The sequence below is a fragment of the Sporosarcina pasteurii genome, from assembly GCF_041295575.1.
Classification (GTDB): domain Bacteria; phylum Bacillota; class Bacilli; order Bacillales_A; family Planococcaceae; genus Sporosarcina; species Sporosarcina pasteurii.
On sequence record NZ_CP160452.1, the window covers coordinates 857,726 to 881,092 of the forward strand.

Annotated in this window: 21 protein-coding genes; 17 read left to right on the forward strand and 4 right to left on the reverse strand. The window is 39.2% G+C overall.

Annotated elements, in window-relative coordinates; translation table 11 throughout:
• The first annotated feature begins 34 nt into the window (after nucleotides 1–34).
• Nucleotides 35–1,225: an acetate kinase gene (locus AB1H92_RS03890; RefSeq protein WP_115362271.1), complete on the forward strand. Its 1,191-nt coding sequence runs from the start codon at nucleotides 35–37 to the stop codon at nucleotides 1,223–1,225.
• Between the two features lie 133 nt (nucleotides 1,226–1,358).
• Here the strand turns inward: AB1H92_RS03890 and AB1H92_RS03895 are convergent, their stop codons facing one another.
• Nucleotides 1,359–1,811, reverse strand: coding sequence for a universal stress protein (locus AB1H92_RS03895; RefSeq protein WP_115362269.1), 453 nt, complete (start codon nucleotides 1,809–1,811; stop codon nucleotides 1,359–1,361).
• Nucleotides 1,812–2,033: 222 nt separating this feature from the next.
• Between AB1H92_RS03895 and ald the strand changes: the two genes are divergently transcribed.
• Entirely contained in the window at nucleotides 2,034–3,152 is a 1,119-nt protein-coding gene (gene ald / locus AB1H92_RS03900) for an alanine dehydrogenase (protein WP_115362267.1), read from the forward strand.
• 92 nt (nucleotides 3,153–3,244) lie between these two features.
• Here ald and AB1H92_RS03905 read toward each other — a convergent pair whose 3' ends face one another.
• Entirely contained in the window at nucleotides 3,245–4,342 is a 1,098-nt protein-coding gene (locus tag AB1H92_RS03905; protein ID WP_115362265.1) for a Xaa-Pro peptidase family protein, read from the reverse strand.
• Nucleotides 4,343–4,442: 100 nt separating this feature from the next.
• Here AB1H92_RS03905 and AB1H92_RS03910 point away from each other — a divergent pair, with 100 nt between their 5' ends.
• The gene (locus AB1H92_RS03910) at nucleotides 4,443–5,123 is read left to right on the forward strand and encodes a metal-dependent hydrolase (protein WP_115362263.1); all 681 of its coding nucleotides are present in this window, start codon (nucleotides 4,443–4,445) and stop codon (nucleotides 5,121–5,123) included.
• A 212-nt stretch (nucleotides 5,124–5,335) separates the two neighbouring features.
• Nucleotides 5,336–6,643, forward strand: coding sequence for a DRTGG domain-containing protein (locus AB1H92_RS03915; protein ID WP_115362261.1), 1,308 nt, complete (start codon nucleotides 5,336–5,338; stop codon nucleotides 6,641–6,643).
• An 81-nt stretch (nucleotides 6,644–6,724) separates the two neighbouring features.
• Here AB1H92_RS03915 and AB1H92_RS03920 read toward each other — a convergent pair whose 3' ends face one another.
• Entirely contained in the window at nucleotides 6,725–7,033 is a 309-nt protein-coding gene (locus AB1H92_RS03920) for a YtpI family protein (RefSeq protein ID WP_115362259.1), read from the reverse strand.
• Between the two features lie 90 nt (nucleotides 7,034–7,123).
• Here AB1H92_RS03920 and AB1H92_RS03925 point away from each other — a divergent pair, with 90 nt between their 5' ends.
• The 8 genes from AB1H92_RS03925 (at nucleotide 7,124) to AB1H92_RS03960 (ending at nucleotide 17,133) form a co-directional block, all read left to right on the forward strand.
• A complete protein-coding gene (locus tag AB1H92_RS03925) occupies nucleotides 7,124–8,059 on the forward strand; it encodes a bifunctional oligoribonuclease/PAP phosphatase NrnA (protein WP_115362257.1) in 936 nt (311 codons plus the stop codon).
• Between the two features lie 21 nt (nucleotides 8,060–8,080).
• Nucleotides 8,081–11,167, forward strand: coding sequence for a DNA polymerase III subunit alpha (dnaE, locus tag AB1H92_RS03930; protein WP_115362255.1), 3,087 nt, complete (start codon nucleotides 8,081–8,083; stop codon nucleotides 11,165–11,167).
• Nucleotides 11,168–11,376: 209 nt separating this feature from the next.
• Nucleotides 11,377–12,027 (forward strand): FadR/GntR family transcriptional regulator, encoded by a 651-nt coding sequence (locus AB1H92_RS03935; RefSeq protein WP_115362253.1) that lies wholly within the window; start codon nucleotides 11,377–11,379, stop codon nucleotides 12,025–12,027.
• A 4-nt stretch (nucleotides 12,028–12,031) separates the two neighbouring features.
• Entirely contained in the window at nucleotides 12,032–12,892 is an 861-nt protein-coding gene (accD, locus tag AB1H92_RS03940; RefSeq protein ID WP_115362251.1) for an acetyl-CoA carboxylase, carboxyltransferase subunit beta, read from the forward strand.
• Between the two features lies 1 nt (nucleotide 12,893).
• Nucleotides 12,894–13,847 (forward strand): acetyl-CoA carboxylase carboxyl transferase subunit alpha, encoded by a 954-nt coding sequence (accA, locus tag AB1H92_RS03945; protein WP_115362249.1) that lies wholly within the window; start codon nucleotides 12,894–12,896, stop codon nucleotides 13,845–13,847.
• Between the two features lie 50 nt (nucleotides 13,848–13,897).
• The gene (gene pfkA / locus AB1H92_RS03950; protein ID WP_115364126.1) at nucleotides 13,898–14,857 is read left to right on the forward strand and encodes a 6-phosphofructokinase; all 960 of its coding nucleotides are present in this window, start codon (nucleotides 13,898–13,900) and stop codon (nucleotides 14,855–14,857) included.
• Nucleotides 14,858–14,895: 38 nt separating this feature from the next.
• Nucleotides 14,896–16,653, forward strand: coding sequence for a pyruvate kinase (gene pyk / locus AB1H92_RS03955; protein ID WP_115362247.1), 1,758 nt, complete (start codon nucleotides 14,896–14,898; stop codon nucleotides 16,651–16,653).
• Between the two features lie 96 nt (nucleotides 16,654–16,749).
• Nucleotides 16,750–17,133: an FxsA family protein gene (locus tag AB1H92_RS03960; RefSeq protein WP_115362245.1), complete on the forward strand. Its 384-nt coding sequence runs from the start codon at nucleotides 16,750–16,752 to the stop codon at nucleotides 17,131–17,133.
• On the opposite strand, the gene AB1H92_RS03965 is transcribed toward AB1H92_RS03960, so the two are convergent.
• Nucleotides 17,123–18,097 (reverse strand): AI-2E family transporter, encoded by a 975-nt coding sequence (locus tag AB1H92_RS03965; protein WP_115362243.1) that lies wholly within the window; start codon nucleotides 18,095–18,097, stop codon nucleotides 17,123–17,125. The two genes, AB1H92_RS03960 and AB1H92_RS03965, sit on opposite strands and share 11 nt — an antisense overlap.
• A 184-nt stretch (nucleotides 18,098–18,281) precedes the next feature.
• On the opposite strand from AB1H92_RS03965, the gene citZ reads away from it, so the two are divergent.
• The 5 genes from citZ (at nucleotide 18,282) to AB1H92_RS03990 (ending at nucleotide 23,308) form a co-directional block, all read left to right on the forward strand.
• Complete coding sequence (gene citZ / locus AB1H92_RS03970; RefSeq protein WP_115362241.1) at nucleotides 18,282–19,397, forward strand: citrate synthase; 1,116 nt, start codon at nucleotides 18,282–18,284, stop codon at nucleotides 19,395–19,397.
• Between the two features lie 71 nt (nucleotides 19,398–19,468).
• Entirely contained in the window at nucleotides 19,469–20,737 is a 1,269-nt protein-coding gene (gene icd, locus AB1H92_RS03975) for an NADP-dependent isocitrate dehydrogenase (protein ID WP_115362239.1), read from the forward strand.
• A 224-nt stretch (nucleotides 20,738–20,961) separates the two neighbouring features.
• A complete protein-coding gene (mdh, locus tag AB1H92_RS03980) occupies nucleotides 20,962–21,900 on the forward strand; it encodes a malate dehydrogenase (RefSeq protein ID WP_115362237.1) in 939 nt (312 codons plus the stop codon).
• Between the two features lie 180 nt (nucleotides 21,901–22,080).
• Nucleotides 22,081–22,557 (forward strand): MaoC/PaaZ C-terminal domain-containing protein, encoded by a 477-nt coding sequence (locus AB1H92_RS03985; RefSeq protein ID WP_115362235.1) that lies wholly within the window; start codon nucleotides 22,081–22,083, stop codon nucleotides 22,555–22,557.
• Between the two features lie 49 nt (nucleotides 22,558–22,606).
• Entirely contained in the window at nucleotides 22,607–23,308 is a 702-nt protein-coding gene (locus AB1H92_RS03990; protein WP_115362233.1) for a response regulator transcription factor, read from the forward strand.
• Nucleotides 23,309–23,367: the final 59 nt, after the last annotated feature.

The following is a 23,367-nucleotide window of genomic DNA, read 5'->3' on the forward strand; positions in this document are numbered from 1 at the left end:
TAACGGATACTGTACAGGGAAAGGGATGATTGATATGCCGATTATTCTAGCGATAAATGCAGGAAGTTCATCTTTGAAATTTCAACTTCTTGATATGCCAAGTGAAAAAGTAACGGCAAAAGGTCAAATTGAACGGATTGGTTTGGCCGACTCGATCTTTACAATTAAATCAAAACATGGAAAGACTGAGAAAAAGCGCGATATAAAAGATCATGCGGAAGCGGCTAATTTGCTTTTAGATATGTTAATCCGTGAAGGTGCCGTAAGCTCATATGACGAAATTGACGGCGTAGGGCATCGTGTTGTACACGGAGGAGAAGTGTTTAGCGACTCTGTCTTAATTGAAGATGAAACACTTCAACAATTAGAAAAGCTATCAGGTCTTGCTCCACTGCATAATCCAGCAAATATTATTGGCATTAAAGAGTTTAATAAAGCTTTGCCTAACGCACCAGCTGTTGCGATTTTTGACACAGCATTTCACCAAACGATGCCTGAAAGTTCATTCCTCTATCCATTGCCGATTGAGTATTATGAAAAATATGGAATTCGTAAATATGGGTTCCACGGAACAAGCCATAAATATGTAACTGAACGTGCTGCAGAACTATTAAACAGACCATTAGAGACGACAAAATTGATTTCATGCCACCTAGGCAACGGTGCAAGTATTGCTGCTGTGCAAGGCGGGGAGTCAATCGATACTTCTATGGGTTTTACGCCGCTAGCTGGCGTAACGATGGGGACGCGTTCAGGGAATATTGATCCGGCACTGATTCCTTATATCATGGAACAAACAGGGAAATCTGTAGAAGAAGTGCTCGATGTATTAAATAAACAATCAGGAATGCTTGCTATGTCGGGTTTCTCTAGTGATTTACGGGATATTGAAATTAGAGCATCAGAAGGAAATAAGCGTGCGCAACTTGCACTCGATGTATTCGCAGACCGTATTCATAAATATATCGGTTCGTATGCAGCGAGAATGGGTGGCGTTGATGCGATTATTTTCACGGCAGGTATCGGGGAAAACTCTGATACGATTCGTGAAAAAGTATTAGAAGGCTTGGAGTTTATGGGCGTTTATTTCGATCCGGATTTAAACCATGTTAGGGGACAAGAAGTGTATATTAGCTTCCCTCATTCCCCTGTAAAAGTGTTAGTGATCCCAACAAATGAAGAGGTCATGTTAGCCCGTGATACAGTGCGGGTTGCGGGATTGTAAGATTGAATAAAAATGACGTTAAATAAATACAAATAACCTTTCCGGTGTATCAATTACGCTAGGAAAGGTTATTTACATTGTTAAGAAAATGATTACCCGCTGGTGTAATATGGCGGCGATCCGTCATGCTTGCTTATTTATCGAGTTCCGGAGTTCTTACAACTAGGACATCACATTTTGCTGAACGAACGATATTTTCTGAAACGCTTCCAATTAAAAAGCGTTCAACTGCATTTAGACCAGTTGCACCACAAATGATTAAATCCGCAACGATTTTAGGAGCTAGGTCCTTAGAAATCATTGTTTTTGCCGAACCGTATTCAACGAGAACGTTTACATTGGATAAGCCGTTGTCTAACGCTTTTTGTTTATACTCCTCAAGAAGCTCAGTTGCAAAATTGTGTGCACGTTCTGCAATTGAACGGTCATATGCTTCAACCGCTGCATAAGAACGTGTATCGATAATGTTTACTAAGTTTAAATTTGCATCATTTCGACCAGCTATGGCTACCGCCTTTTTAAAAGCCCATTCTGATTCCTTAGATCCATCCACAGCAACAAGAATTTGATTATATTGTAATGTCATCATAATTCCTCCATTCCATTCCTATCTACTTTACTCTTAATATACCTCTAATATGATAAATAGAAACCTTTTTTCATAAAGTTTTTAATTTTTTCTTGGAACTTTGGCAATTGTGTTACAATTCCTTGGGTAAAATGAGTAATTATAAAAGTAATCTGTTAAAATAAATAGAGGGAGTTTATTTATTTTGTCGAAACAGTAATTTACATAAGGAGGAATAAAATGCGAATAGGTGTGCCAAAAGAAATTTTAAACAACGAAAATCGTGTTGCAATAACACCGGCAGGCGCGTATACGTTAGTAGATGCCGGTCATCAAGTCATCATTGAGTCGGGAGCTGGATTAGGTTCAAGCTTTACGGATGAGGCTTATAAAGAAGCCGGTGCACAAATTGTACCAACCGCCAGAGAAGCGTGGGAAGCAGAAATGGTTATGAAAGTGAAAGAACCACAAGCCTCAGAATATGATTATTTTCGAAAAGGCTTAATTATATTTACTTATTTCCACCTTGCTCATGAACCAAATTTAACCCAAGCTTTATTGAAAAATAAAGTGACGGCGATTGCTTATGAAACAGTGCAATTACCAAATGGTTCATTACCACTTTTAGCACCTATGAGTGAAGTCGCTGGTCGAATGGCAATTCAAATCGGTGCTCAATTTTTGCAAAAAACGAATGGTGGACGTGGTATTTTACTTGGGGGAATCCCTGGAGTTGCACGTGGAAAAGTGACGATTATCGGCGGGGGCATGGCCGGTACGAATGCAGCGCGCATTGCGATTGGTTTAGGAGCACAAGTGACGATTATTGACGTATCAACAGATCGCCTTCGTCAATTGGAAGAGATATTTGGCAATGATGTTCAAACGGTTATGTCCAATCCATTTAATATTGCAAAGGCTGTAAAAGACGCTGATTTAGTCGTTGGAGCAGTTCTTATCCCTGGCGCTAAAGCACCCAAACTAGTAACGGAAGAAATGGTGAAATCGATGAATCCAGGTTCTGTTCTAGTCGATATTGCAATTGACCAAGGAGGCATATTTGAAACATCTGATCGTGTTACAACACATGATAATCCTACATTTACAAAGCACGGCGTAGTCCATTATGCAGTTGCGAATATGCCGGGAGCGGTGCCGCGTGTTTCGACGGATGGTCTAACAAATAATACAGTTCCTTATGCCATACAAATTGCTCAGTTAGGTGTGAAGGAAGCATTAATGAAAAATGAGGCACTACTAAAAGGACTCAATACTTTTGGTGGGCACGTAACTTACGAAGCTGTCGCGGAAGCACAAAACCTAGAGTATATTGCCGCATCAATCGCTTTGGAACAATAAAACATGGGCTATTCACTTTTTAGTGGAATAGCCCATTTTTAGATTAAAAACTGAGTGAATCAAGGCTTATCGTATTACGATATAGATAGAGTTTACGCCTCGATGATCTTCAATTCTTTCGGGAATTTTGTTAGGACTTCGACGCCATCTGCTGTGACAACGACATCGTCTTCAATCCGAACACCTGTAACGTCAGGGTTATAAATACCTGGTTCGATAGTGAAAACCATTCCTTCTTCTAAAACGAGGTCATTTGTTCCAGTGACAGAAGGGTATTCATGAACAGAAATTCCAAGGCCATGACCTAGGCGATGTGTAAAGTACTCACCGTAACCAGCATCTGAAATGACATCACGGGCAGCTTTGTCTAGCTCTTTTGCTTGAATGCCTGGGCGAACTTTGTCAACCGCTGTTTGTTCGGCAAGCTTCACCGTCTCATAAATTTTACGTTGTTCATCTGATGGTTCACCGAAAGCGACAGTTCTTGTAATGTCAGAGCAGTAGCCATTATAAACAACCCCGAGATCAAATAGAATGAAATCGCCTTTTTGGACTTTGCGGTCACCAGGGATACCATGTGGTGAGGCTGTTTTAGGCCCTGAAAGAACCATCGTATCAAACGCCATTTTTTGAACGCCTTTTTTCTTCATTTCAAATTCAATCGCCATTAATATTTCAAGCTCAGTTTTACCTTCTGCGATTTCTCTGCACCCGACTTCAACAGCATAGTCAGCTAACTCGGCTGCTTTACGTAAGTTGTTGAGTTCTTCTTCATCTTTTATCACTCTCATGCGATTTAATTGGTCATCCAAGTTCGTAAATTGAACCTTGTCAAAAATTTCATCCATACGTTCTAAACGTTCTACTGTTAAATGAGATTTTTCAATTGCAATCGAGTTAAGGGGTACTTCGCGCTTTTTCACTGTACTTAATACGACTTCCCAAGCATCCTCTGTATCTTCATGGCCAACTACTTCGTAAGACCATCCTACTGCTTTTACATCAGGTACTTCCATAAGTGGACAGATTACAAAGGGTTCTGCCTCTTTAAATACCATGACACCAAGTAAGCGTTCGTGAGGTTCACTTGCGAAACCAGATAAATAAAATACATTATCAGGTGTTGTAATAAAAGCGGCATCGACTTGTTGCTCTTGTAAAAAATGTTGGATTTCATTTACTTTTTTCAATATAAAAACCTCCCTGAAGAATGGTTTAATCATATCAAAAGGAGGGTTTTTCGACAATCTATCGAATGTGTATTAAAGTAATACATAGGAGGAGATACAGTTGGAAATTTCTTATCATGGTCATTCAGTTGTTAAAATTCAAACGGACAAACATACAATACTAATTGATCCTTTTATTACTGGGAATCCATTAACGGACCTCATTGCTGAAAACGAGAAGCCCGATGTGATTTTATTAACTCACGGTCATAATGACCACGTTGGGGACACGATGGAAATTGCAAAAGCTAATGATTCGCTTGTCGTAGCTCCAAATGAACTTGCAGTATATTTAGGTTTACAAGGATTAAAAACGCATGGGATGAATATTGGCGGTGCGAAGGAGTTTGACTTTGGAACTGTCAAATTTACGAAAGCATTCCATAGTTCCTCTTATCAAACAGAAACGAATGAGTTTATTTATACCGGAATGCCAGCCGGAATTTTATTTACAGTAGAAGGAAAAACAATCTATCATGCAGGGGACACATCTCTATTCGGAGATATGGAAATGATAGGAAATAGACATCCGATTGATGTAGCGTTTTTGCCGATTGGCGATAACTTTACAATGGGACCTGAAGACGCCGCATATGCTGTAGAACTATTGAATCCGAAGTTAACGATTCCAGTTCATTACAATACATTCCCGCCGATAGAACAGGATCCGTTAAAATTTAAAGCGCTTGTGAAAAATCATGATGTAAAAATAATGGAAGCTGGGGAAGTATTTGAATGTTAACGATATCCGGAATGGTAGGAATGCCATTCCGGATATTTTTTTAATTTAAATCGATAGCGAGTAAATGGAGTAGAGAGCCTGATTATGAGAAAGCAATCATAAAACGCTTGCCAATGTGAATGTCGTGTCCTGACATAGGATGTAATAAAGCGTAAATCCTCGCTATGTGTGGTAGAATAAGCATTAGGTAAGTGTATAGAGAAGGTGAAGAGATGGCGACTAAACATGAACAAATTATTCGTTATATAAAAGGATTGCAGGTCGGAGAAAAAATATCTGTCCGACAAGTAGCTAAAGAACTTTCGGTAAGTGACGGAACTGCTTATCGAGCAATTAAAGAAGCGGAAAACCGAAAGTTAGTCAATACGATAGAACGTGTTGGCACCATTCGTATAGAAAAGAAGAAAAGAGAAAGTATCGAAAGATTAACGTTCGCCGAAGTACTTAATATTGTTGACGGTCAAGTACTAGGTGGTCGAACAGGCTTGCATAAAACATTAACGAAATTCGTCATTGGCGCAATGCAATTAGGAGATATGATGCGCTATGTTGACGCTGGTAGCCTATTGATTGTTGGGAACAGGGTGAAAGCGCAGGAAACAGCGTTACTTGCGAATGCAGCCGTATTAATTACTGGAGGTTTCGATGCAACGGACGAAGCGAAGAAAATAGCCGATGAATTAGAATTACCGATTATTTCAACGAGTTATGATACGTTTACGGTTGCAACGATGTTAAACCGGGCAATATATGACCAAATGATTGAAAAAGAAATCTTATTAGTGGCTGATATTTTAACGCCAATAGATCAAACAATCGTCTTAACCGTAGAAGATACAATTGCTGATTTTAATATGAATAATAAAAAAACAGGGCATTTAGGTTACCCGGTCACGGACCTTACAGGAAGGTTAGTGGGAATTGTTACATCACGAGACACCATAGGAAAACCGGAAGATGAGAAAATAGAAAAAGTGATGACACGTAATCCGATAACGGTAACTGAAAATACAAGTGTTGCATCTGCAGCCCATAGTATGATTTGGGAAGGGATTGACCTCTTGCCAGTTGTCGCCGATTCGAGTAAGTTTACTGGAGTCGTCAGTAGGGAAGATGTGCTAAGAGCTTTTCAAACTGCACAACGACAGCCACATCAAGGGGAAACAATTGACGATATTATTAAAAAGCAAATGGATGTTGTTACGAGTGATTCCCAAGCGATTGAATTTACAGTGACACCTCAATTAACAAACCAATATGGAACCTTATCGCATGGGGCTATGACGACGTTGTTAACAGAGTCTGGAAACAGGGCTATAAAAACGAGAAAACGTGGCGAGGCTGTTGCTGAAAACATTTCTATGTATATGTTACAACCCGTCCAACTTGGTGCTGTAGTACGAGTAGAACCAAGAATTTTGCAAATGAGCAGGCGTTTCGTGAAAGTGGATTTTGATTTACATGCGGGCAATGAACTTGTTGCAAAAGCAATGGTGATGTACCAGTTGTTTGAAAAATGATTGATTGCAAAAACGAATTCTAATACAAATGTCTACTATAGATGAATTTTAAATAAGAAAAAACTGATGCATTTATTTGCATCAGTATTCATTAATTTCTGCCTCTTCCTCAATGAATTGTCGGTAATGTTTCGCTGCACGGAAATTATAAATGAGTACATATGAACCAAGTATAATGAAAACAGCGGAGACAATATAAATGACAAGCTTATTGAATAATAAAATCTGATTCAAGCCAAAAGTTATGAGGAAAAGACCTAGAGCTGCACCTGCCATACTTGCGAATAACTTTTTCCGGATAGGCAGCATGTATGTCGTTCTAAATTGTCTCATTTTAAAATAAAGGTAAAATACTATACTAGCGATAATGAGAAAAACTAAAAAAAGCATAAGAACCCTCCATTAATTACTAGACTTCCTTTATTGTAGCGGTTCTTTCACCAAATTGCACAAGAAATATACTCGGCTGGAGGGCTGTTGATGAAAAAACAAATTATAGATACGATTGAAAAATACGATAAGATTATTATCCTTCGACATGTGAGACCGGATCCAGATGCTTACGGTTCACAAATGGGGTTGAAAGAAATTATTTTGAAGAACTATCCGCAAAAAAAAGTGTATGCGGCCGGCGAACATGATGATGCCTTAACTTATTTAGCGATTCCAGAAGATATAGGCCTTGAGAAATATAAAGACGCCCTTGTTATTGTAACCGATACTGGGAATACCGAAAGAATAGATGGAAAACACTATACAGAAGGCGCTTTACTTATGAAAATCGATCATCATCCCGACGCAGATCCATACGGTGATGTGAAATGGGTCGATACGAGTGCAAGTTCTACATCAGAAATGATTATAGATCTGTTTGAATATGGAAAGAAACATTATGATTGGCATATGCCAGATGCTGCAGCACGTCTTCTATTTGCTGGTATCGTTGGCGATACGGGGCGATTTATGTATCCAAGTACGACAGTAAAAACTTTTCAACGTGCGAGTGAACTACTAAAGTACAACTTTGATCGCTCAAAGCTTTTTAATAGTATGTATGAAGTAAATCGGAATGTATTGAACTTGCAAGGTTATTTATATCAAAACTTTAAAATGGATGAATACGGAGCTGCATATATCAAGATTGATCGGGAAATATTAAAACAATTTGATGTAAGTCCGTCAGAGGCATCGCAGCTCGTTAGTTCATTAGGCGACGTGAAAGGAATCTGTGCTTGGGTAATTCTGATTGAAGAAGAAGACCTGATTCGGGTTCGACTGCGTTCTAAAGAAACAGTTATCAATGAACTTGCTGCTGAATATGGGGGTGGGGGACATCCTCTCGCTGCAGGTGCTTCCGTTTATTCTTGGGAAGAAGCTGATGAGCTTATTTCTAAACTACAACAATTATGTCGATAAATCGAGAGCGGAGGGAGATTAATGGAGCTTATCTATCCGCAAATAGTAACCGGCGCAGATCTTTTGCGCGGAATTAATAAACTTAACTATGTAGCCCCACTTCTATCCAGGAGAGGGGCTACTGCCGCCGCTATAATGAATAAAAAAATGTATGGCGTCCCGTCCTTTTACAAAACGATGAATAAATATGGAATTAAACCAATTATAGGTTTATCTGTCATGCTTGATGTAGGAGAGGAACAAGCTGTACTTGTTTATGTTTATGCAAAAACGAATGAAGGCTTTCACAATTTGCTAAAAATGAGCAGTGCGATCTCAATTACAACTGAAGAAACTTTGCCGTTACACTGGCTGCAGGCCTACAGTACAGGTTGTATTGTTCTTTGTCCAATGACAGATGCTACATGGGATGGGTGCAGAGATGAAGACACGCTTAATCTAATTATCCGACATCATCAGGGACAAGAAACGTATATCGGTATATCGCGTCCGGGTGGCGGAGGTCATGCGGAGGAGTCTCATATTGAAATACTAGCAGAAGCAACTTCTCTACAAATTGCTGCTATTTATGAATCACGTTATGTGTTTAAGGAGGATTTTTTTGCTTTTAAAGCGGCTCAAGCGATTCGTTCTGGAGAAAAGATAAATGAACTGGACGACCAATTGGACGTTCACCAATTTGCGTACCTTCCTGAACTAGGTGAAATACAAGAATGGTTTAAAGACCGTCCGCAATGGCTTGAAACAATGCAAACGATTCTCTTGTCTTGTCATGTTGAATTGAAGAAAAATGGGTTTCTAATGCCAAAGTATCCGTTGCCAGAAGGTGAGGATGCCGCTTCTTATTTGATGAAAAAGTGTACGGAAGGATTATTAGGGCGTATAGAAACAATTAATCCTATATACAAAGAAAGACTTGATTACGAGTTAACGATGATTCAACAGATGGAATTCACAGACTACTTCCTAATTGTTGAGGATTTTATACGCTTTGCTACGAATGCAGGCATCTTAACAGGACCAGGTCGAGGTTCTTCAGCGGGATCACTTGTCGCCTATGCGTTAGGAATTACAGATGTAGATCCTATAAAATATGGTCTCATATTTGAACGCTTTCTAAATCCAGAGCGTGTGACCATGCCTGATATTGATATAGACTTCGCTGATAATCGGCGTTTAGAAGTGATTGAATATGTAGCCGGAAAATATGGGAAAGCACATGTTGCACAAATTATTACATTCGGTACACTTTCTACTCGAGCAGTTGCGAGAAACGTAGCAAGAGTATTCGGATTTACAACAGAAGAAATGAATTATGTAGCAGGTCTGATCTCAAGCCGCTCTCGAATGACGTTACAGAAAGCGTATGACGAATCTACAGAGTTACGTGAATGGATTCAAATGGAGCCGATTCGTCGAAAATGGTTTGAAACAGCTTTGACATTGGAAGGTCTCCCGCGGAACGCATCTACACATGCTGCAGGAGTTGTGTTAGCACCTCATCCTCTCGTGAATACGGTGCCTTTACAAGACGGCGAGGACGGGTTGTATTTAACGCAATGGCCAATGGGAGATGTAGAAGAAAGTGGACTACTAAAAATGGACTTTCTCGGACTCCGAAACTTAACGTTGCTTGATCGGATACGTGCAATGATTCGATTCGATAAAGGCATCTATTTGAATTTTGAACAGATCCCTTTAGACGATGAGTTGACCTATAAGATCTTTCAAAATGGCGATACAATAGGCGTTTTTCAATTTGAGTCGCCAGGGATGAGAGACACCTTGAAATTAATTCAGCCAAACCGCTTTGAAGATATATTCGCGATAAATGCCTTATATCGACCTGGCCCGATGGATCATATCACAAGTTATCATAGACGTAAAAATGGCCAAGAACAAATTAGATACCTGCATCCTTCCTTGGAACCTATATTGAGAGAAACATACGGGATTATAGTCTACCAGGAGCAAATTATGCAAATAGCAGTACAAGTTGCTGGGTATACAATGGGAGAAGCGGATTTACTACGCCGAGCGATTAGTAAGAAGAATCGTGACGTGTTAAATAATGAGCAATTAAAATTTACGGAACGGGCGATAGCGAATGGTATCCCAAAACAAAGTGCCCTAGACATTTATGAATTAATCGTAAAGTTTGCGGATTATGGATTTCCAAAAAGCCATGCTGTCGCTTATTCTTTAATCTCCTATCGCCTTGCCTATTTAAAGGCGAACGAGCCTGCTTATTTTTATGCAGCATTCCTCACGTCATTGGCAGGTAATCACGAGAAGATCATAGAAGTGATGAGAGAGGCTACAGCGCGCGGGATAAAATTTTTAGCACCATCGATTAATAAGAGTAAATTTAATTTCACAGTTGAAAAAGGGGCAGTCCGAATTGGGCTAAGAACCATTCAGGGGATTACGGCAAGTTTTTATGAACAAGTGAAAAAAGCAAGAGAAACATCACTGAAATGGAAGACGATGTTTGATTGTGCAGCAGCACTTGGTAGTGAAAATTTCACTGAAAAAACGGCAACGCAACTAATTAAAGCAGGGGCCTTTGATGAGTTTGGTCAGTCGAGGGGGGTTCTATTAGCCTCTATCGACGCCGCGATATCACATGCCTTGTTTATCGGTCCAAATGAAGAAGATTTATTATCCTCTGTTATGCAATCGATTGCTAACCCTAAGTATTCACCGAGTAGTGACATACCACGGATGAAAATGTTGGAATATGAACGCGAGGCGTTAGGTTTTTATTTATCGGAACACCCTGCAGTTGAAGTGAAAAAAATGTTGAATGAATCGTTTGCTGATGTAATCGCCATCGATGAAATGCGTGAGCGTTCCAATGTAACCATCATAGGATTAGTTACTGAAATCAAAAGGATTCGGACAAAAAAAGGTGAATCGATGGCATTTGTCAAAGTACAAGATGAGACAGGCGTAATTTCCTGTACGTTCTTTCCGAGACAATATGCAGCATTCAGTGTGCAATTAAGAGAAATGAATATTTTACATGTAATGGGTACGGTTGAGAGAAGAAGAGGAACGCCACAAGTGATTGTTCAAAATATGAAAGTTGTGGTAGAAACAGTATAAAGTATAGGCATCTCGAAGATAGGAATCATCTCATTTGTTTATTTCATTTTTTAATCATGGTTGTAAAATGAACGAACTAATTTAAAATTATCCTCGATGTATTTAAGTGTTTTTTATTTTTACTTTACGTAATGCAATCGCTTCTGTATGATGGGTAACAGAGTGGTCTGACCACTAAGTACAATCGTTACTTCCAGAGGAGTTCAGCAATGGAAAGTCAAAAAGAGCATTCAAAAATGTACCTAGAAATTGTACGTGAGTTAAGAAATCTAATTGAAGAAGAAAATATTAAGACTGGTGGGAAACTTCCATCTGAACGTGTATTGGCTGAACGTATGCAAGCAGGCCGTTCAACTGTCCGAGAAGCATTACGAAGTCTTGAATTATTAGGTGTTATTGAAACAAGACGAGGGGAAGGTACGTTTTTAGCTGACCTTCAAAAAAATCAATTCGTCGATGTGTTATCTGGTTTTATTTTACAGCAATCGACTTCAATTCGAGATGTGCAGGAAACAAGAAGAATACATGAGATTGCTGCGATTCAAACTGTTTGTCAACGTGTGGAATTACGTAAGCTTCCAGTCTGGGAGAGTTTGTTAGCAAAAGTTGAATACGATGAAAGTATGAAAAGAATAGATTTAATACGGGAAATGATTGTATCAACAGGAAATCGTCTCTCATTGAAAATCTGGAGGCTATTAAAACAATTCAGTCAAGTGCCGTACGATATGGATATGACACCAGTTGAGAAGCAATACGTGAAAGAGTTACTTGTCGGGATAGTAGACGGGGATGAAGCAAAGACGCTTAAAGAATACAATAATTGGATAAAATTAGTAGAGGATGAAAGAGGGGAGTAATGAGATGATTCGTGATATCTTTAAGAGAAATCGTAAACAAAAAGAAGCAAAAATACCTTCCAAACAGGCTAAGAATGATGTACCAGAAGGAATTATGACGAAATGTCCAGAGTGTAAAAATATAGTTTTAACTAAAGATTTAATACAAATGTTAAAAGTTTGTCCAACTTGTGATCATCATATGCGCATGACAGCTAATGAGCGTGCACAAATGTTATTTGATGAGGGGACTTTTCATTCCCTGGATGATCATTTGAAAACGGAAAACCCACTAGACTTTCCAAGTTATACTGAAAAAGTGGAAAAGGATGCTGTGAAAACGGGACTAAATGAAGCGGTATTAACTGGTACTGGTGAAATCGATGGACAACAAGTGGCTGTTGCGATTATGGACTCACATTTCAGAATGGGTTCTATGGGTTCAGTTGTCGGTGAGAAAATTACCCGTGCTGTAGAAAAGGCTACTGAATTAGGTGTTCCAATCCTAATCTTTACGGCTAGTGGTGGAGCAAGGATGCAAGAAGGTGTTTTATCACTGATGCAAATGGCAAAAACCAGTGTTGCACTTAATCGGCATGCTGAAAAAGGACTATTATTCGTATCGATTATGACATACCCGACGACCGGTGGGGTATCGGCAAGTTTTGCATCTGTCGGGGATATTAACCTTGCTGAACCGAAAGCACTTATTGGGTTTGCCGGAAGACGCGTGATCGAACAGACGGTTAGAGAGAAACTGCCGGATGATTTTCAAACGGCCGAGTTTCTACTTGAACATGGTCAACTTGATGCGGTAGTTCATCGTGAAGATATGAAGGAAACTTTATCAAAGGTTATTCGACTTCATGTAAAGGAGGCTAAGTAAAATGAGTAAAACTCTGTCATTTGAAGAGCCGATTGTAAGGCTTCGTGAAAAAATTAATGAACTTGAACAGTTTACTGCGGAATCATCTGTAGATTTATCTGATGAAATCGAGACGTTAAAAAGTCGTTTGAAAAACTTAGAAGAAGATATTTATGGCAATATGGAAACTTGGGATCGCGTTCAAGTAGCAAGACACCAACAAAGACCAACAACGTTAGATTACATTGAAGAACTATTTGCAGATTTTATTCAACTCCATGGTGATAGAAATTTTGGTGATGACGAAGCGATTGTTGGTGGAATTGCATCATTTAATTCTATACCCGTGACGATTATTGGGCACCAAAGAGGGAAAGATACGAAAGAGAATGTGAAACGAAATTTTGGAATGCCTCATCCGGAAGGTTATCGTAAAGCGTTAAGGCTTATGAAACAGGCGGAGAAATTTAACCGCCCTATTATTTGTTTCATCGATACAAAAGGAGCCTATCCAGGAAAAGCAGCTGAAGAAAGAGGGCAGAGTGAAGCAATTGCACGGAACCTTATTGAGATGGCAGGATTAACAGTTCCTGTAATTTCAATTGTCATCGGTGAAGGCGGTAGTGGCGGCGCACTAGCATTAGGTGTTGCGAACCACATTCATATGCTAGAGCATTCTACTTATTCCGTCATATCTCCTGAAGGAGCGGCCTCTATTTTGTGGAAAGACGCAAGCTTATCAAAACAAGCTGCAGAAGCGATGAGGATTACTGCGCCACATTTGAAGGAAATGGGGATTATTGATGAGATGATACCAGAAATCCTCGGCGGAGCTCATCGCGATCCAAAAACGCAAGCTGTTAAAATCGGTCAAACTATTCGCCGTTCTTTGGACGAACTTGGAAAATTATCCAACGAAGAAATCGTACAAAACCGATATGATAAATTTCGGAAAATTGGTGTGTTTACTGAATAGTTTTTGCGGAAATTCAGTTTGCGGTTGAATATATGCGAATTGGAGAGATCATTGTGAAGATAGCTGTATTAACAAGTGGCGGCGACGCACCAGGAATGAATGCAGCGGTGCGCGCAGTTGTCCGAAAAGCGATTTATGAAGGGTTTGAGGTAGCTGGGATTTATAACGGTTACCAAGGGTTAATTGATGGGAAAATCGAGAAAATGGAGCTCGGCACAGTCGGTGATATTATTCATCGGGGTGGGACGATGTTACGTTCTGCTCGATGTCCTGAATTTCTCGTACCTGAAGGACGTAAGAAGGCAGTAGAGCAATTAAAAAAGCATCAGATTGAAGGCATAGTCGTCATAGGCGGCGATGGATCATTTAGAGGTGCCCATGAATTAACTAAACTTGGAATTCCATGTGTTTGTGTTCCGGCGACAATTGATAATGATATTAAAGGAACGGATTTCACGATTGGCTTTGATACGGCGTTAAATACAGTCATCGATGCAATTGACAAAATTAGAGATACTGCGAGTTCCCATGAAAGAACATTTATCATTGAAGTAATGGGACGCGACGCTGGAGATCTTGCGCTTTGGGCAGGGTTAGCAGGTGGAGCAGAAACAATTTTAATTCCTGAAGAGAAATCTGAAATACCGGATATCATCGAACGACTTGAAAGCGGTGCGGTTCGTGGAAAAAAACATAGTATTATTATTGTTGCCGAAGGAGTCATGTCTGCCAATGACTTAGCGACAGTATTAGAAATACAAGCGAATATCGAGACACGGGTATCCGTGCTAGGACATATTCAGCGCGGTGGATCACCGTCAGGACGCGACCGTGTCATTGCAAGTCAATTTGGCGCAAGGGCCGTAGAAGTATTAAAGGAAGGTCGTGGAGGCGTTGCGATTGGTATACAAAATCACAAACTAGTAGACTACGACTTACAATGTGTTTTTGAGGGCTCCGAAAAACTAGACGTTAGCATGTATCATTTATCAAAACAACTGTCAATTTAAATGGAAATGCTATTACATAGCGAAGAGGGGATATACTGATGAGAAAGACAAAAATAGTATGTACAATAGGACCAGCAAGTGAATCCGTAGAAGTGCTAGAAAAATTAATTGATGCAGGGATGAACGTGGCGCGACTGAATTTTTCACATGGTAACCATGCAGAACATAAGGTACGTATTGATCGAATTAATGAAGTAGCACGTAAAAAAGGAAAAGTGGTTGGTATTTTACTCGATACGCGAGGTCCAGAAATACGAACACATTCTATGAAAAATGGCCGAGTCGAAATTCATGCTGGACAAAAAATTGATGTCTCCATGAATGAAGTTGAAGGTACAGAAGATGTTTTTTCAATTACGTATAATAAACTGATTGAAGACGTAAATGTAGGTTCAATGATTTTATTAGACGATGGACTGATTCAATTAGAGATAACTGGAACTGATCATTCACGTGGTTTAATACATACGCTTGCTGTGAATTCAGGTGTCTTGAAAGATAGGAAAGGTGTTAACGTACCAGGCGTACAGGTTCAGTTGCCAGGTATGACCGAGAAGGATGCAGAAGATATTCTTTTTGGAATTCAAGAAAATGTAGACTTCATTGCTGCGTCATTTGTCCAAAGAGCGTCAGATGTTATGGAAATCCGAAGTTTACTCGAAGGAAATGGCGGAGAAGAGATCCAAATTATTCCTAAAATCGAAAATGAACAAGGTGTCGATAACATCGATGAGATTTTAACCTTATCAGACGGATTGATGGTTGCACGTGGCGACTTAGGTGTTGAAATTCCAGCTGAAGAAGTTCCGCATATTCAGAAGCAATTAATTGAGAAATGTAATCAAGCTGGAAAGCCAGTGATTACCGCGACGCAAATGTTAGACTCCATGCAACAAAATCCTCGTCCAACTCGTGCTGAAGCAAGTGACGTTGCGAATGCAATCTTGGATGGTTCAGATGCGATTATGCTCTCTGGAGAAACAGCTGCCGGACAATATCCAGTAGAGTCTGTCGAAACAATGGATAAAATTGCAAGACGTGCGGAAGAATCCTTTGATTACCGTTCACTTGTATCCACAAGGCGTCGTGAAAAACATGGGAATATGACAGAAGCGATTGGTCAATCAGCGGCTTATACTGCACTTAACTTGAAGGTTAAAGCAGTTCTTGCACCAACCCGCAGTGGTCAAACTGCTAAAATGATCGCAAAATATCGTCCTGGATGTCCAATTATTGCACTGACAGCATCTGAAAAGTTTTCTCGTAAGTTATCTCTTGTGTGGGGCGTATATCCGATAATTGGTAAAAATGTAAAAACAATTGACAATTTGATACAAAATTCAGTAGAAGAAAGTGTTAAACATAAATACGTAAGTCATGGCGATGCGGTGATTATTACAGCTGGTGTACCAGTAGGTGAGGTGGGCACAACGAACTTAATGAAAATTCATGTTGTTGGAGACTTGCTCGTTCGTGGCCAAGGAATTGGTAAAACAGTAGCAATCGGAAAAGCAGTTGTTGCAAATAATGCGGATGAGGCTTTATCATACAATACGACCGATGCCATCTTAGTTACAAAAGGTTCTGACCGTGACATGATGCCTGCTATCGAGAAATGTGCAGGACTCATTACTGAAGAAGGCGGATTAACAAGTCACGCGGCTGTAGTAGGATTAAGTCTTGGAATCCCTGTTATTGTTGGCGTTAAAAATGCAACAAAGGTGATTCAGCATGGTAGTAAAGTTACGATGGATGCTGAATCCGGCGTAATTTATAATGGACAGGTAAACGTGTAATCAAATATTGCACAACAATTTATAAAGTATATGATTGTAAAACAAAAAGACTACTTGCCCCCGAGATGCAAGTAGTCTTTTTAGGAGGTTCTTCAAATGAAATGGTTAGTCTTAGCGTTTATTCTTATACCAACTGCCGAACTTGCTCTCTTAATATATTCAGGGCAGCAACTTGGGTTATTCCCTACAATAAGTTTAATTATTTTAACAGGTTTTTTAGGGGCTTTTTTGGCAAAAAAACAAGGAGCAAAAGCTTGGATGGATTTTAACAAGCGTCTAAAAAATATGGAAACGCCTGGAGATGCGCTCATCGACAGTGTCTGTATTTTTATCGGCGGGTTATTATTGCTCATGCCTGGATTTGTGACAGATATCATTGGTTTTTTGCTCCTTTTTAAAGGACCTAGAAATTTAATCCGTCCGGCGATTCACAAATGGCTCTATAAAAAAATGAAAAACAAGCAAATTATTATTCGTTAAACAAAGGGTGTTGTTTTATTTTAAGTGCGGCGAAAAGTAAAAATGGTGAAAGTAATATCCCTGCTAATCCAAAGGTATAAACTGCACAAGCTAATATGAAAAATGCATGAATGGGTTTTAATTGAAATGTAGACGCCCACATATAAGATTCGGCAAATTGTCGAGTGGTGATCGTTACTAAATAGAGTAAAACAAGTGCGGTCCCGATAAATAAATCACCAGAGTAAAAGAAAAAAACAATCATAGGAATTAAGAAAATACCAATTCCTAGGAATGGCAAACTGTCAGCGAGTGAGATTAAAAGCGCAATTCCGATCGGCGAAGTGAAGCGTAATAATGCAAAACCGATAGATAAAATAATAAAGGTGATAAAAATCAGCCTTGCTTCTACGAATATAAATGTGCCAATTAACTTACTCGCTTTTGACAATGTATGTTTCGCTTGTTTCCGAAAACGGACAGGAAAATAAATTAAAAACCAAAAGCGTTCTTTTCCTGATTCGCGTAAAGCAAAAAAATAAGCAACTAAGAAAATAAACAAACTCATCAGTTGTTGAAATAACATTTGTATCATTGTGATGGCATAATCTAATACTGCCTGTCCGTACTCAACGACCTTCTCCTCAAGAAAAGCTAACCCTTGACCTAAGATGTCAGTATCTAATTGAAGGGATGCTAAATGATTTTCTACAACAGGAAATATTTCAATCATCCCATGAAGACCTATATAAAAAAATGACCCTGTGACCAAAAAAATAGAACTAATGACAAAGAGTGTTGAAAGTGTAAGTGGTAATCTAGTAACAGCGTGTACGGCTTGCAAGAGCGGTGCAGTAAAAAAAGCAGCAATAACGGCTATCGCTACAGGCGGAAATAAATAAATAATTAGTAATGTGAAAATTATCGGAAACCATTTGCTGAATGCCGTCTTTATCAGCTTTTCATTCTTTTTTAAATTAGACATTTAAGTCTCCTTTTTAAGACTTTTTAAACAAAAACATGCGTTTCCATTCACAAAGATGCCAAAGTTGACTATAATGAAATATGTAAGCGTTTTTAAAGGCGGTATAACATAAAAGTTGCTGATCAACTATTTTCATATATTCGTAGAAAATAGTTGTTCAAGCTAAAAAGAAGGAGCGATTTACATGACATCTACCCGTGGATTAGAGGGAGTTGTAGCGACACAGTCGTCAATCAGTTCAATTATTGACGATACACTTACATATGTCGGCTATAACATTGACGAACTCGCAGACAATGCTAGTTTTGAAGAAGTAATTTATCTACTCTGGCATAAGCGACTACCGAAAATGGACGAGCTTACTGAGCTGAAACAACAGCTTACAGCTAATATGTCACTCCCTCAAGAATTTCTTAACCATTTTAAGACGTATCCAATCGACAAAGTACATCCAATGTCAGCATTACGTTCAGCTGTATCTTTACTTGGATTATACGATGATAAATCGGAAGATATGTCTGACGAGGCAAATTACGCAAAAGCAATCAACTTGCAAGCGAAAATTGCCACAATTGTGACTGCGTTTGCTAGAGTGCGTAAAGGTCTTGAGCCGGTTGCGCCACGTGCGGATCTTGGGTATGCAGCAAACTTCCTTTATATGCTATCCGGTAAAGAGCCAGAAGAAATCGAAATCGAGGCATTTGATAAAGCACTTGTTTTACATGCTGACCACGAATTGAATGCATCAACATTCACTGCACGTGTATGCGTAGCAACACTATCAGATATGTATTCAGGTGTAACATCAGCCATCGGCGCACTAAAAGGACCACTTCATGGCGGTGCAAACGAACAGGTAATGAAAATGCTTTCTGAAATAGGTTCAGAAGAAAACGCTGAAGCTTACATTCAAGAAAAATTGGCCAATAAAGAGAAAATTATGGGTTTCGGACACCGAGTTTACCGTCAAGGAGACCCGCGTGCGAAACATCTACGCGAAATGTCGAAGCAATTAACAAAACTGCGTGGCGAAGAAAAGTGGTATAATATGTCTATCAGAGTTGAAGCGGCGTTTACGGCTCAGAAAAACTTACCGCCGAACGTAGACTTCTACTCGGCATCTGTTTATCATTCACTGGGTATAGAACATGATTTATTCACACCAATCTTTGCGGTTTCCCGCGTATCAGGTTGGATTGCCCACATTCTAGAGCAATACGAGAACAACAGATTAATCCGTCCACGTGCGGAATACACTGGACCGGGAATGCAGAAATATATTCCAATCGAAGACCGCTAATTTAATTTATTATACAATAGGGGCAGTCCAGATAGGACAGCCCTCTGATTTGAATTTAGGAGGAAATCTTCATGACTATCGGCGAAAAAGTTACAGTAAATAATGGCGTTTTAAATGTTCCAGATCACGTAACAATTCCTTATATCATTGGTGATGGTACAGGACCAGATATTTGGAATGCAGCTTCACGTGTTTTAGAAGCGGCTGTTGAAAAGGCATACGACGGAAAAAAGAAGCTAGTTTGGAAAGAAGTACTTGCTGGGGAAAAGGCATTTAATGAGACAGGCGAATGGCTTCCACAGGAAACTTTAGACACAATTGAGGAATACTTAATTGCGATTAAAGGACCTCTTACAACACCAATTGGTGGCGGATTCCGTTCATTGAACGTTGCGCTTCGTCAAGAGCTAGATTTATATACTTGCCTACGTCCTGTACGTTATTTTGATGGTGTACCTTCACCTGTTAAACGTCCGGAAGACTGTGACATGGTTATTTTCCGTGAAAACACAGAAGACATTTATGCCGGTATTGAATATGAAAAAGGTACAGATGAAGTTGAAAAACTAGTAAACTTCCTACAAGATGAAATGGGCGTTAAAAACATCCGCTTCCCAGAAACTTCAGGAATTGGGATTAAACCAGTTTCAGAAGAAGGAACTAAACGACTAGTTCGCGGAGCAATTAACTATGCATTAAGAGAAGGCCGCAAATCAGTTACACTTGTTCATAAAGGAAACATTATGAAATTTACTGAAGGTGCCTTCGCAACTTGGGGCTATGAGGTTGCTGAAGAAGAATTCGCGGACAAAGTATTTACTTGGAGACAGTACGACAAAATTAAAGATGCAGAAGGTACTGACGCTGCAAACAAAGCGCAAGAGGAAGCTGAAGCAGCTGGTAAAATAATTATCAAAGAAGCAATTGCAGACATTTTCTTGCAGTTAATTTTAACGCGTCCAAAAGAATATGATGTTGTTGCAACAATGAACCTGAATGGAGACTATATCTCTGACGCGCTTGCTGCTCAAGTAGGTGGAATTGGAATTGCACCAGGAGCAAACATTAACTATGATACTGGACATGCAATTTTCGAAGCGACACATGGAACAGCTCCAAAATATGCAGGTCTTGACGTTGTAAACCCATCTTCAGTTCTACTTTCAGGTGTATTAATGCTTGAACACCTAGGTTGGAACGAAGCAGCGAAGATGATTGAAGACTCCATCGAGAAAACAATCGCATCTAAAGTTGTTACCTACGACTTTGCACGCTTAATGGATGGTGCAACTGAAGTGAAAACTTCTGAATTTGCAGATGCATTAATCGAAAATCTATAAAAGACGAATCAACGGAGTGGCGCTCTTTGCCACGCAGTTGATTTGGCCTATATGGAAAACTTGTAAACAAGTAAAATTTCCATGTGGTCATGATTTAATAGTTTCTTAATACGATAAAAGAGTGGCGAAAAATTGCCATTTACGATAAGCTATACACAAAGAAGACGTGAGGTTTACCCCCTCACGTCTTCCTACATATGAAGAAAAAAAGGAGAGTATCCGTCATGACGATGAAACGTAAAAAAGTCTCAGTAATCGGTTCTGGATTTACAGGTGCAACGACTGCGTTTTTACTGGCACAAAAAGAGCTAGGCGATATTGTACTCGTAGATATTCCGCAAATGGAGAATCCAACTAAAGGAAAGGCACTAGATATGCTTGAAGCAGGTCCTGTCCTAGGATTTGATGCAAACATTATTGGTACTTCAAATTATGAGGATACTAAGGATTCTGATATTGTCATCATCACTGCTGGAATTGCGCGTAAACCTGGCATGAGCCGTGATGACCTCGTTCAGACAAACCAGAAAGTCATGAAAGCTGTAACAGGTGAAGTTGTAAAATATTCTCCTAATGCAACAATCATTGTATTAACAAACCCAGTAGACGCAATGACATATACGGTATATAAGGAATCTGGATTCCCTAAAGAGCGCGTGATTGGTCAATCTGGCGTACTTGATACAGCACGTTTCCGTACGTTCGTTGCCCAGGAACTAAATCTTTCCGTTAAAGATGTCACAGGGTTCGTACTAGGTGGACATGGCGATGATATGGTTCCTCTAGTGCGCTATTCCTATGCAGGTGGGATCCCTTTGGAAACATTAATTGCGCCTGAAAGATTAGAAGAAATTGTAGACCGAACACGTAAAGGTGGAGCAGAAATTGTGAACTTGCTTGGAAATGGTTCCGCTTATTATGCGCCTGCAGCATCCCTTGTTGAGATGGCAGAAGCCATTCTAAAAGATCAAAAGCGAGTGTTACCATCCATCGCATATTTAGAAGGCGAATATGGAATGAATGGTATCTATTTAGGTGTTCCAACAGTGCTTGGAGCAGGTGGAATTGAAAAAGTCATTGAGCTTGAACTGACAGAAGCTGAAAAAGAAGCTTTGTCAAAATCTGCAGATTCTGTAAAAGCAGTGATGAACGTTCTTGCTTAATCAATAATATGTTTTTTGCTTAACATTGAGCATGAACATGTTTCAGGAATCGGGTAGCTAGGCTACTCGATTTTTTGTTATAATAAGTAAAAGTATAGAATTGAATGGCGATACTTATATAAAACAGTTGATAAAATTAGAACATTAGGATTCATAAAAGTTTCTAGAGGAGGAATTCAGTTGATACTTGGCAAAAAAAGACGTCTAGGTAGAAAAATTGAGGATATATCCGTAGGAGAAAAATTAAAATTAACGGAAAAGATAGAGGATAAAGACTTGATGTTGTACTTAGGATTAACAAATGATAGTAATCCTTTGTATATTCAACATGATTTTGCTTCACAAACAACTTATGAAAAACCTATTGTGCCAACAATTATGTTAACTGGTATCGTTACGTCTGCTGCCTCTAAATATTTACCAGGACCAGGTTCTCATGTCATAGAGGAACATCTGAAATTTCCAATACCAGTTTACCATTATGAAACAATCGACTTTCTAATGGAAGTATCTGAAGTGCAAAAAAATGAAAATACTATTGTCATACAAATCGAGGCTTGTAATGAAGAAGGCGAAGTGGTGATAACAGGCTACATAAAAGTCACTCCACCAAAAGTGATTAATCGATTAACAGCAGATGCGTTAGATAATTTTTAAAACGTCATACAAATAAGAAAAGATAATTGATTGAAGGTAGGGATAGTGGGTGTCTGTTGATAAACTCAAAATACTAATTGTGGATGACGAGCAATCAATTCGTACATTGCTCGATTATAACTTAACGCAAGCAGGTTATGAAACATTAGTAGCTACTGAGGGCGAGGAAGCAATACGCAAAGCTGAGGATGAAAAGCCGGATCTTATTTTATTAGATTTAATGCTTCCTAAAGTAGATGGGATAGAAGTTTGTAAAACGTTACGAAAACGTCATATTAATATTCCGATTATCATGCTTACAGCAAAAAGTGAAGAATTAGATAAAGTATTGGGGTTAGAAATTGGGGCTGACGACTATATGACAAAACCATTTAGTCCTAGAGAAGTCATGGCTCGCGTTAAAGCCGTATTACGGAGAACGACGACCGTTACGGATTCGATTAATCATGAAGAAGTTCTAACCTCAGGTCCCATAACGGTATACTTAGAGCAATATGAAGCGTACTTATCTGAAGAAAAACTAGAGTTCACACCAAAAGAGTTCGAATTGCTTGTTTACTTTATCCGTAATAAAAATAGAGTTCTTTCGCGTGATACACTGTTGAGCGCTGTTTGGAACTATGATTTTGCAGGTGATACACGGATTGTAGATGTGCATGTAAGTCATTTGAGGGATAAAATAGAAGAAAATACTAGAAAGCCGATCTATATAAAAACGGTAAGGGGAATTGGATATAAATTTGAGGAGTGACTTCTAGTGAAAGGGTTATATAGCCGTCTTGTAGGTGCATATGCGATTCTTATTGGAAT

What these genes read in the sequence shown, in the direction of transcription:
- AB1H92_RS03890 (WP_115362271.1), top strand. Translation starts at nt 35, where the DNA reads ATGCCGATTATTCTAGCGATAAATGCAGGAAGTTCATCTTTGAAATTT.
- AB1H92_RS03895 (WP_115362269.1), bottom strand. Translation starts at nt 1,811, where the DNA reads ATGACATTACAATATAATCAAATTCTTGTTGCTGTGGATGGATCTAAG.
- ald (WP_115362267.1), top strand. Translation starts at nt 2,034, where the DNA reads ATGCGAATAGGTGTGCCAAAAGAAATTTTAAACAACGAAAATCGTGTT.
- AB1H92_RS03915 (WP_115362261.1), top strand. Translation starts at nt 5,336, where the DNA reads ATGGCGACTAAACATGAACAAATTATTCGTTATATAAAAGGATTGCAG.
- AB1H92_RS03920 (WP_115362259.1), bottom strand. Translation starts at nt 7,033, where the DNA reads ATGCTTTTTTTAGTTTTTCTCATTATCGCTAGTATAGTATTTTACCTT.
- AB1H92_RS03925 (WP_115362257.1), top strand. Translation starts at nt 7,124, where the DNA reads ATGAAAAAACAAATTATAGATACGATTGAAAAATACGATAAGATTATT.
- dnaE (WP_115362255.1), top strand. Translation starts at nt 8,081, where the DNA reads ATGGAGCTTATCTATCCGCAAATAGTAACCGGCGCAGATCTTTTGCGC.
- AB1H92_RS03935 (WP_115362253.1), top strand. Translation starts at nt 11,377, where the DNA reads ATGGAAAGTCAAAAAGAGCATTCAAAAATGTACCTAGAAATTGTACGT.
- accD (WP_115362251.1), top strand. Translation starts at nt 12,032, where the DNA reads ATGATTCGTGATATCTTTAAGAGAAATCGTAAACAAAAAGAAGCAAAA.
- accA (WP_115362249.1), top strand. Translation starts at nt 12,894, where the DNA reads ATGAGTAAAACTCTGTCATTTGAAGAGCCGATTGTAAGGCTTCGTGAA.
- pyk (WP_115362247.1), top strand. Translation starts at nt 14,896, where the DNA reads ATGAGAAAGACAAAAATAGTATGTACAATAGGACCAGCAAGTGAATCC.
- AB1H92_RS03960 (WP_115362245.1), top strand. Translation starts at nt 16,750, where the DNA reads ATGAAATGGTTAGTCTTAGCGTTTATTCTTATACCAACTGCCGAACTT.
- AB1H92_RS03965 (WP_115362243.1), bottom strand. Translation starts at nt 18,097, where the DNA reads ATGTCTAATTTAAAAAAGAATGAAAAGCTGATAAAGACGGCATTCAGC.
- citZ (WP_115362241.1), top strand. Translation starts at nt 18,282, where the DNA reads ATGACATCTACCCGTGGATTAGAGGGAGTTGTAGCGACACAGTCGTCA.
- icd (WP_115362239.1), top strand. Translation starts at nt 19,469, where the DNA reads ATGACTATCGGCGAAAAAGTTACAGTAAATAATGGCGTTTTAAATGTT.
- mdh (WP_115362237.1), top strand. Translation starts at nt 20,962, where the DNA reads ATGACGATGAAACGTAAAAAAGTCTCAGTAATCGGTTCTGGATTTACA.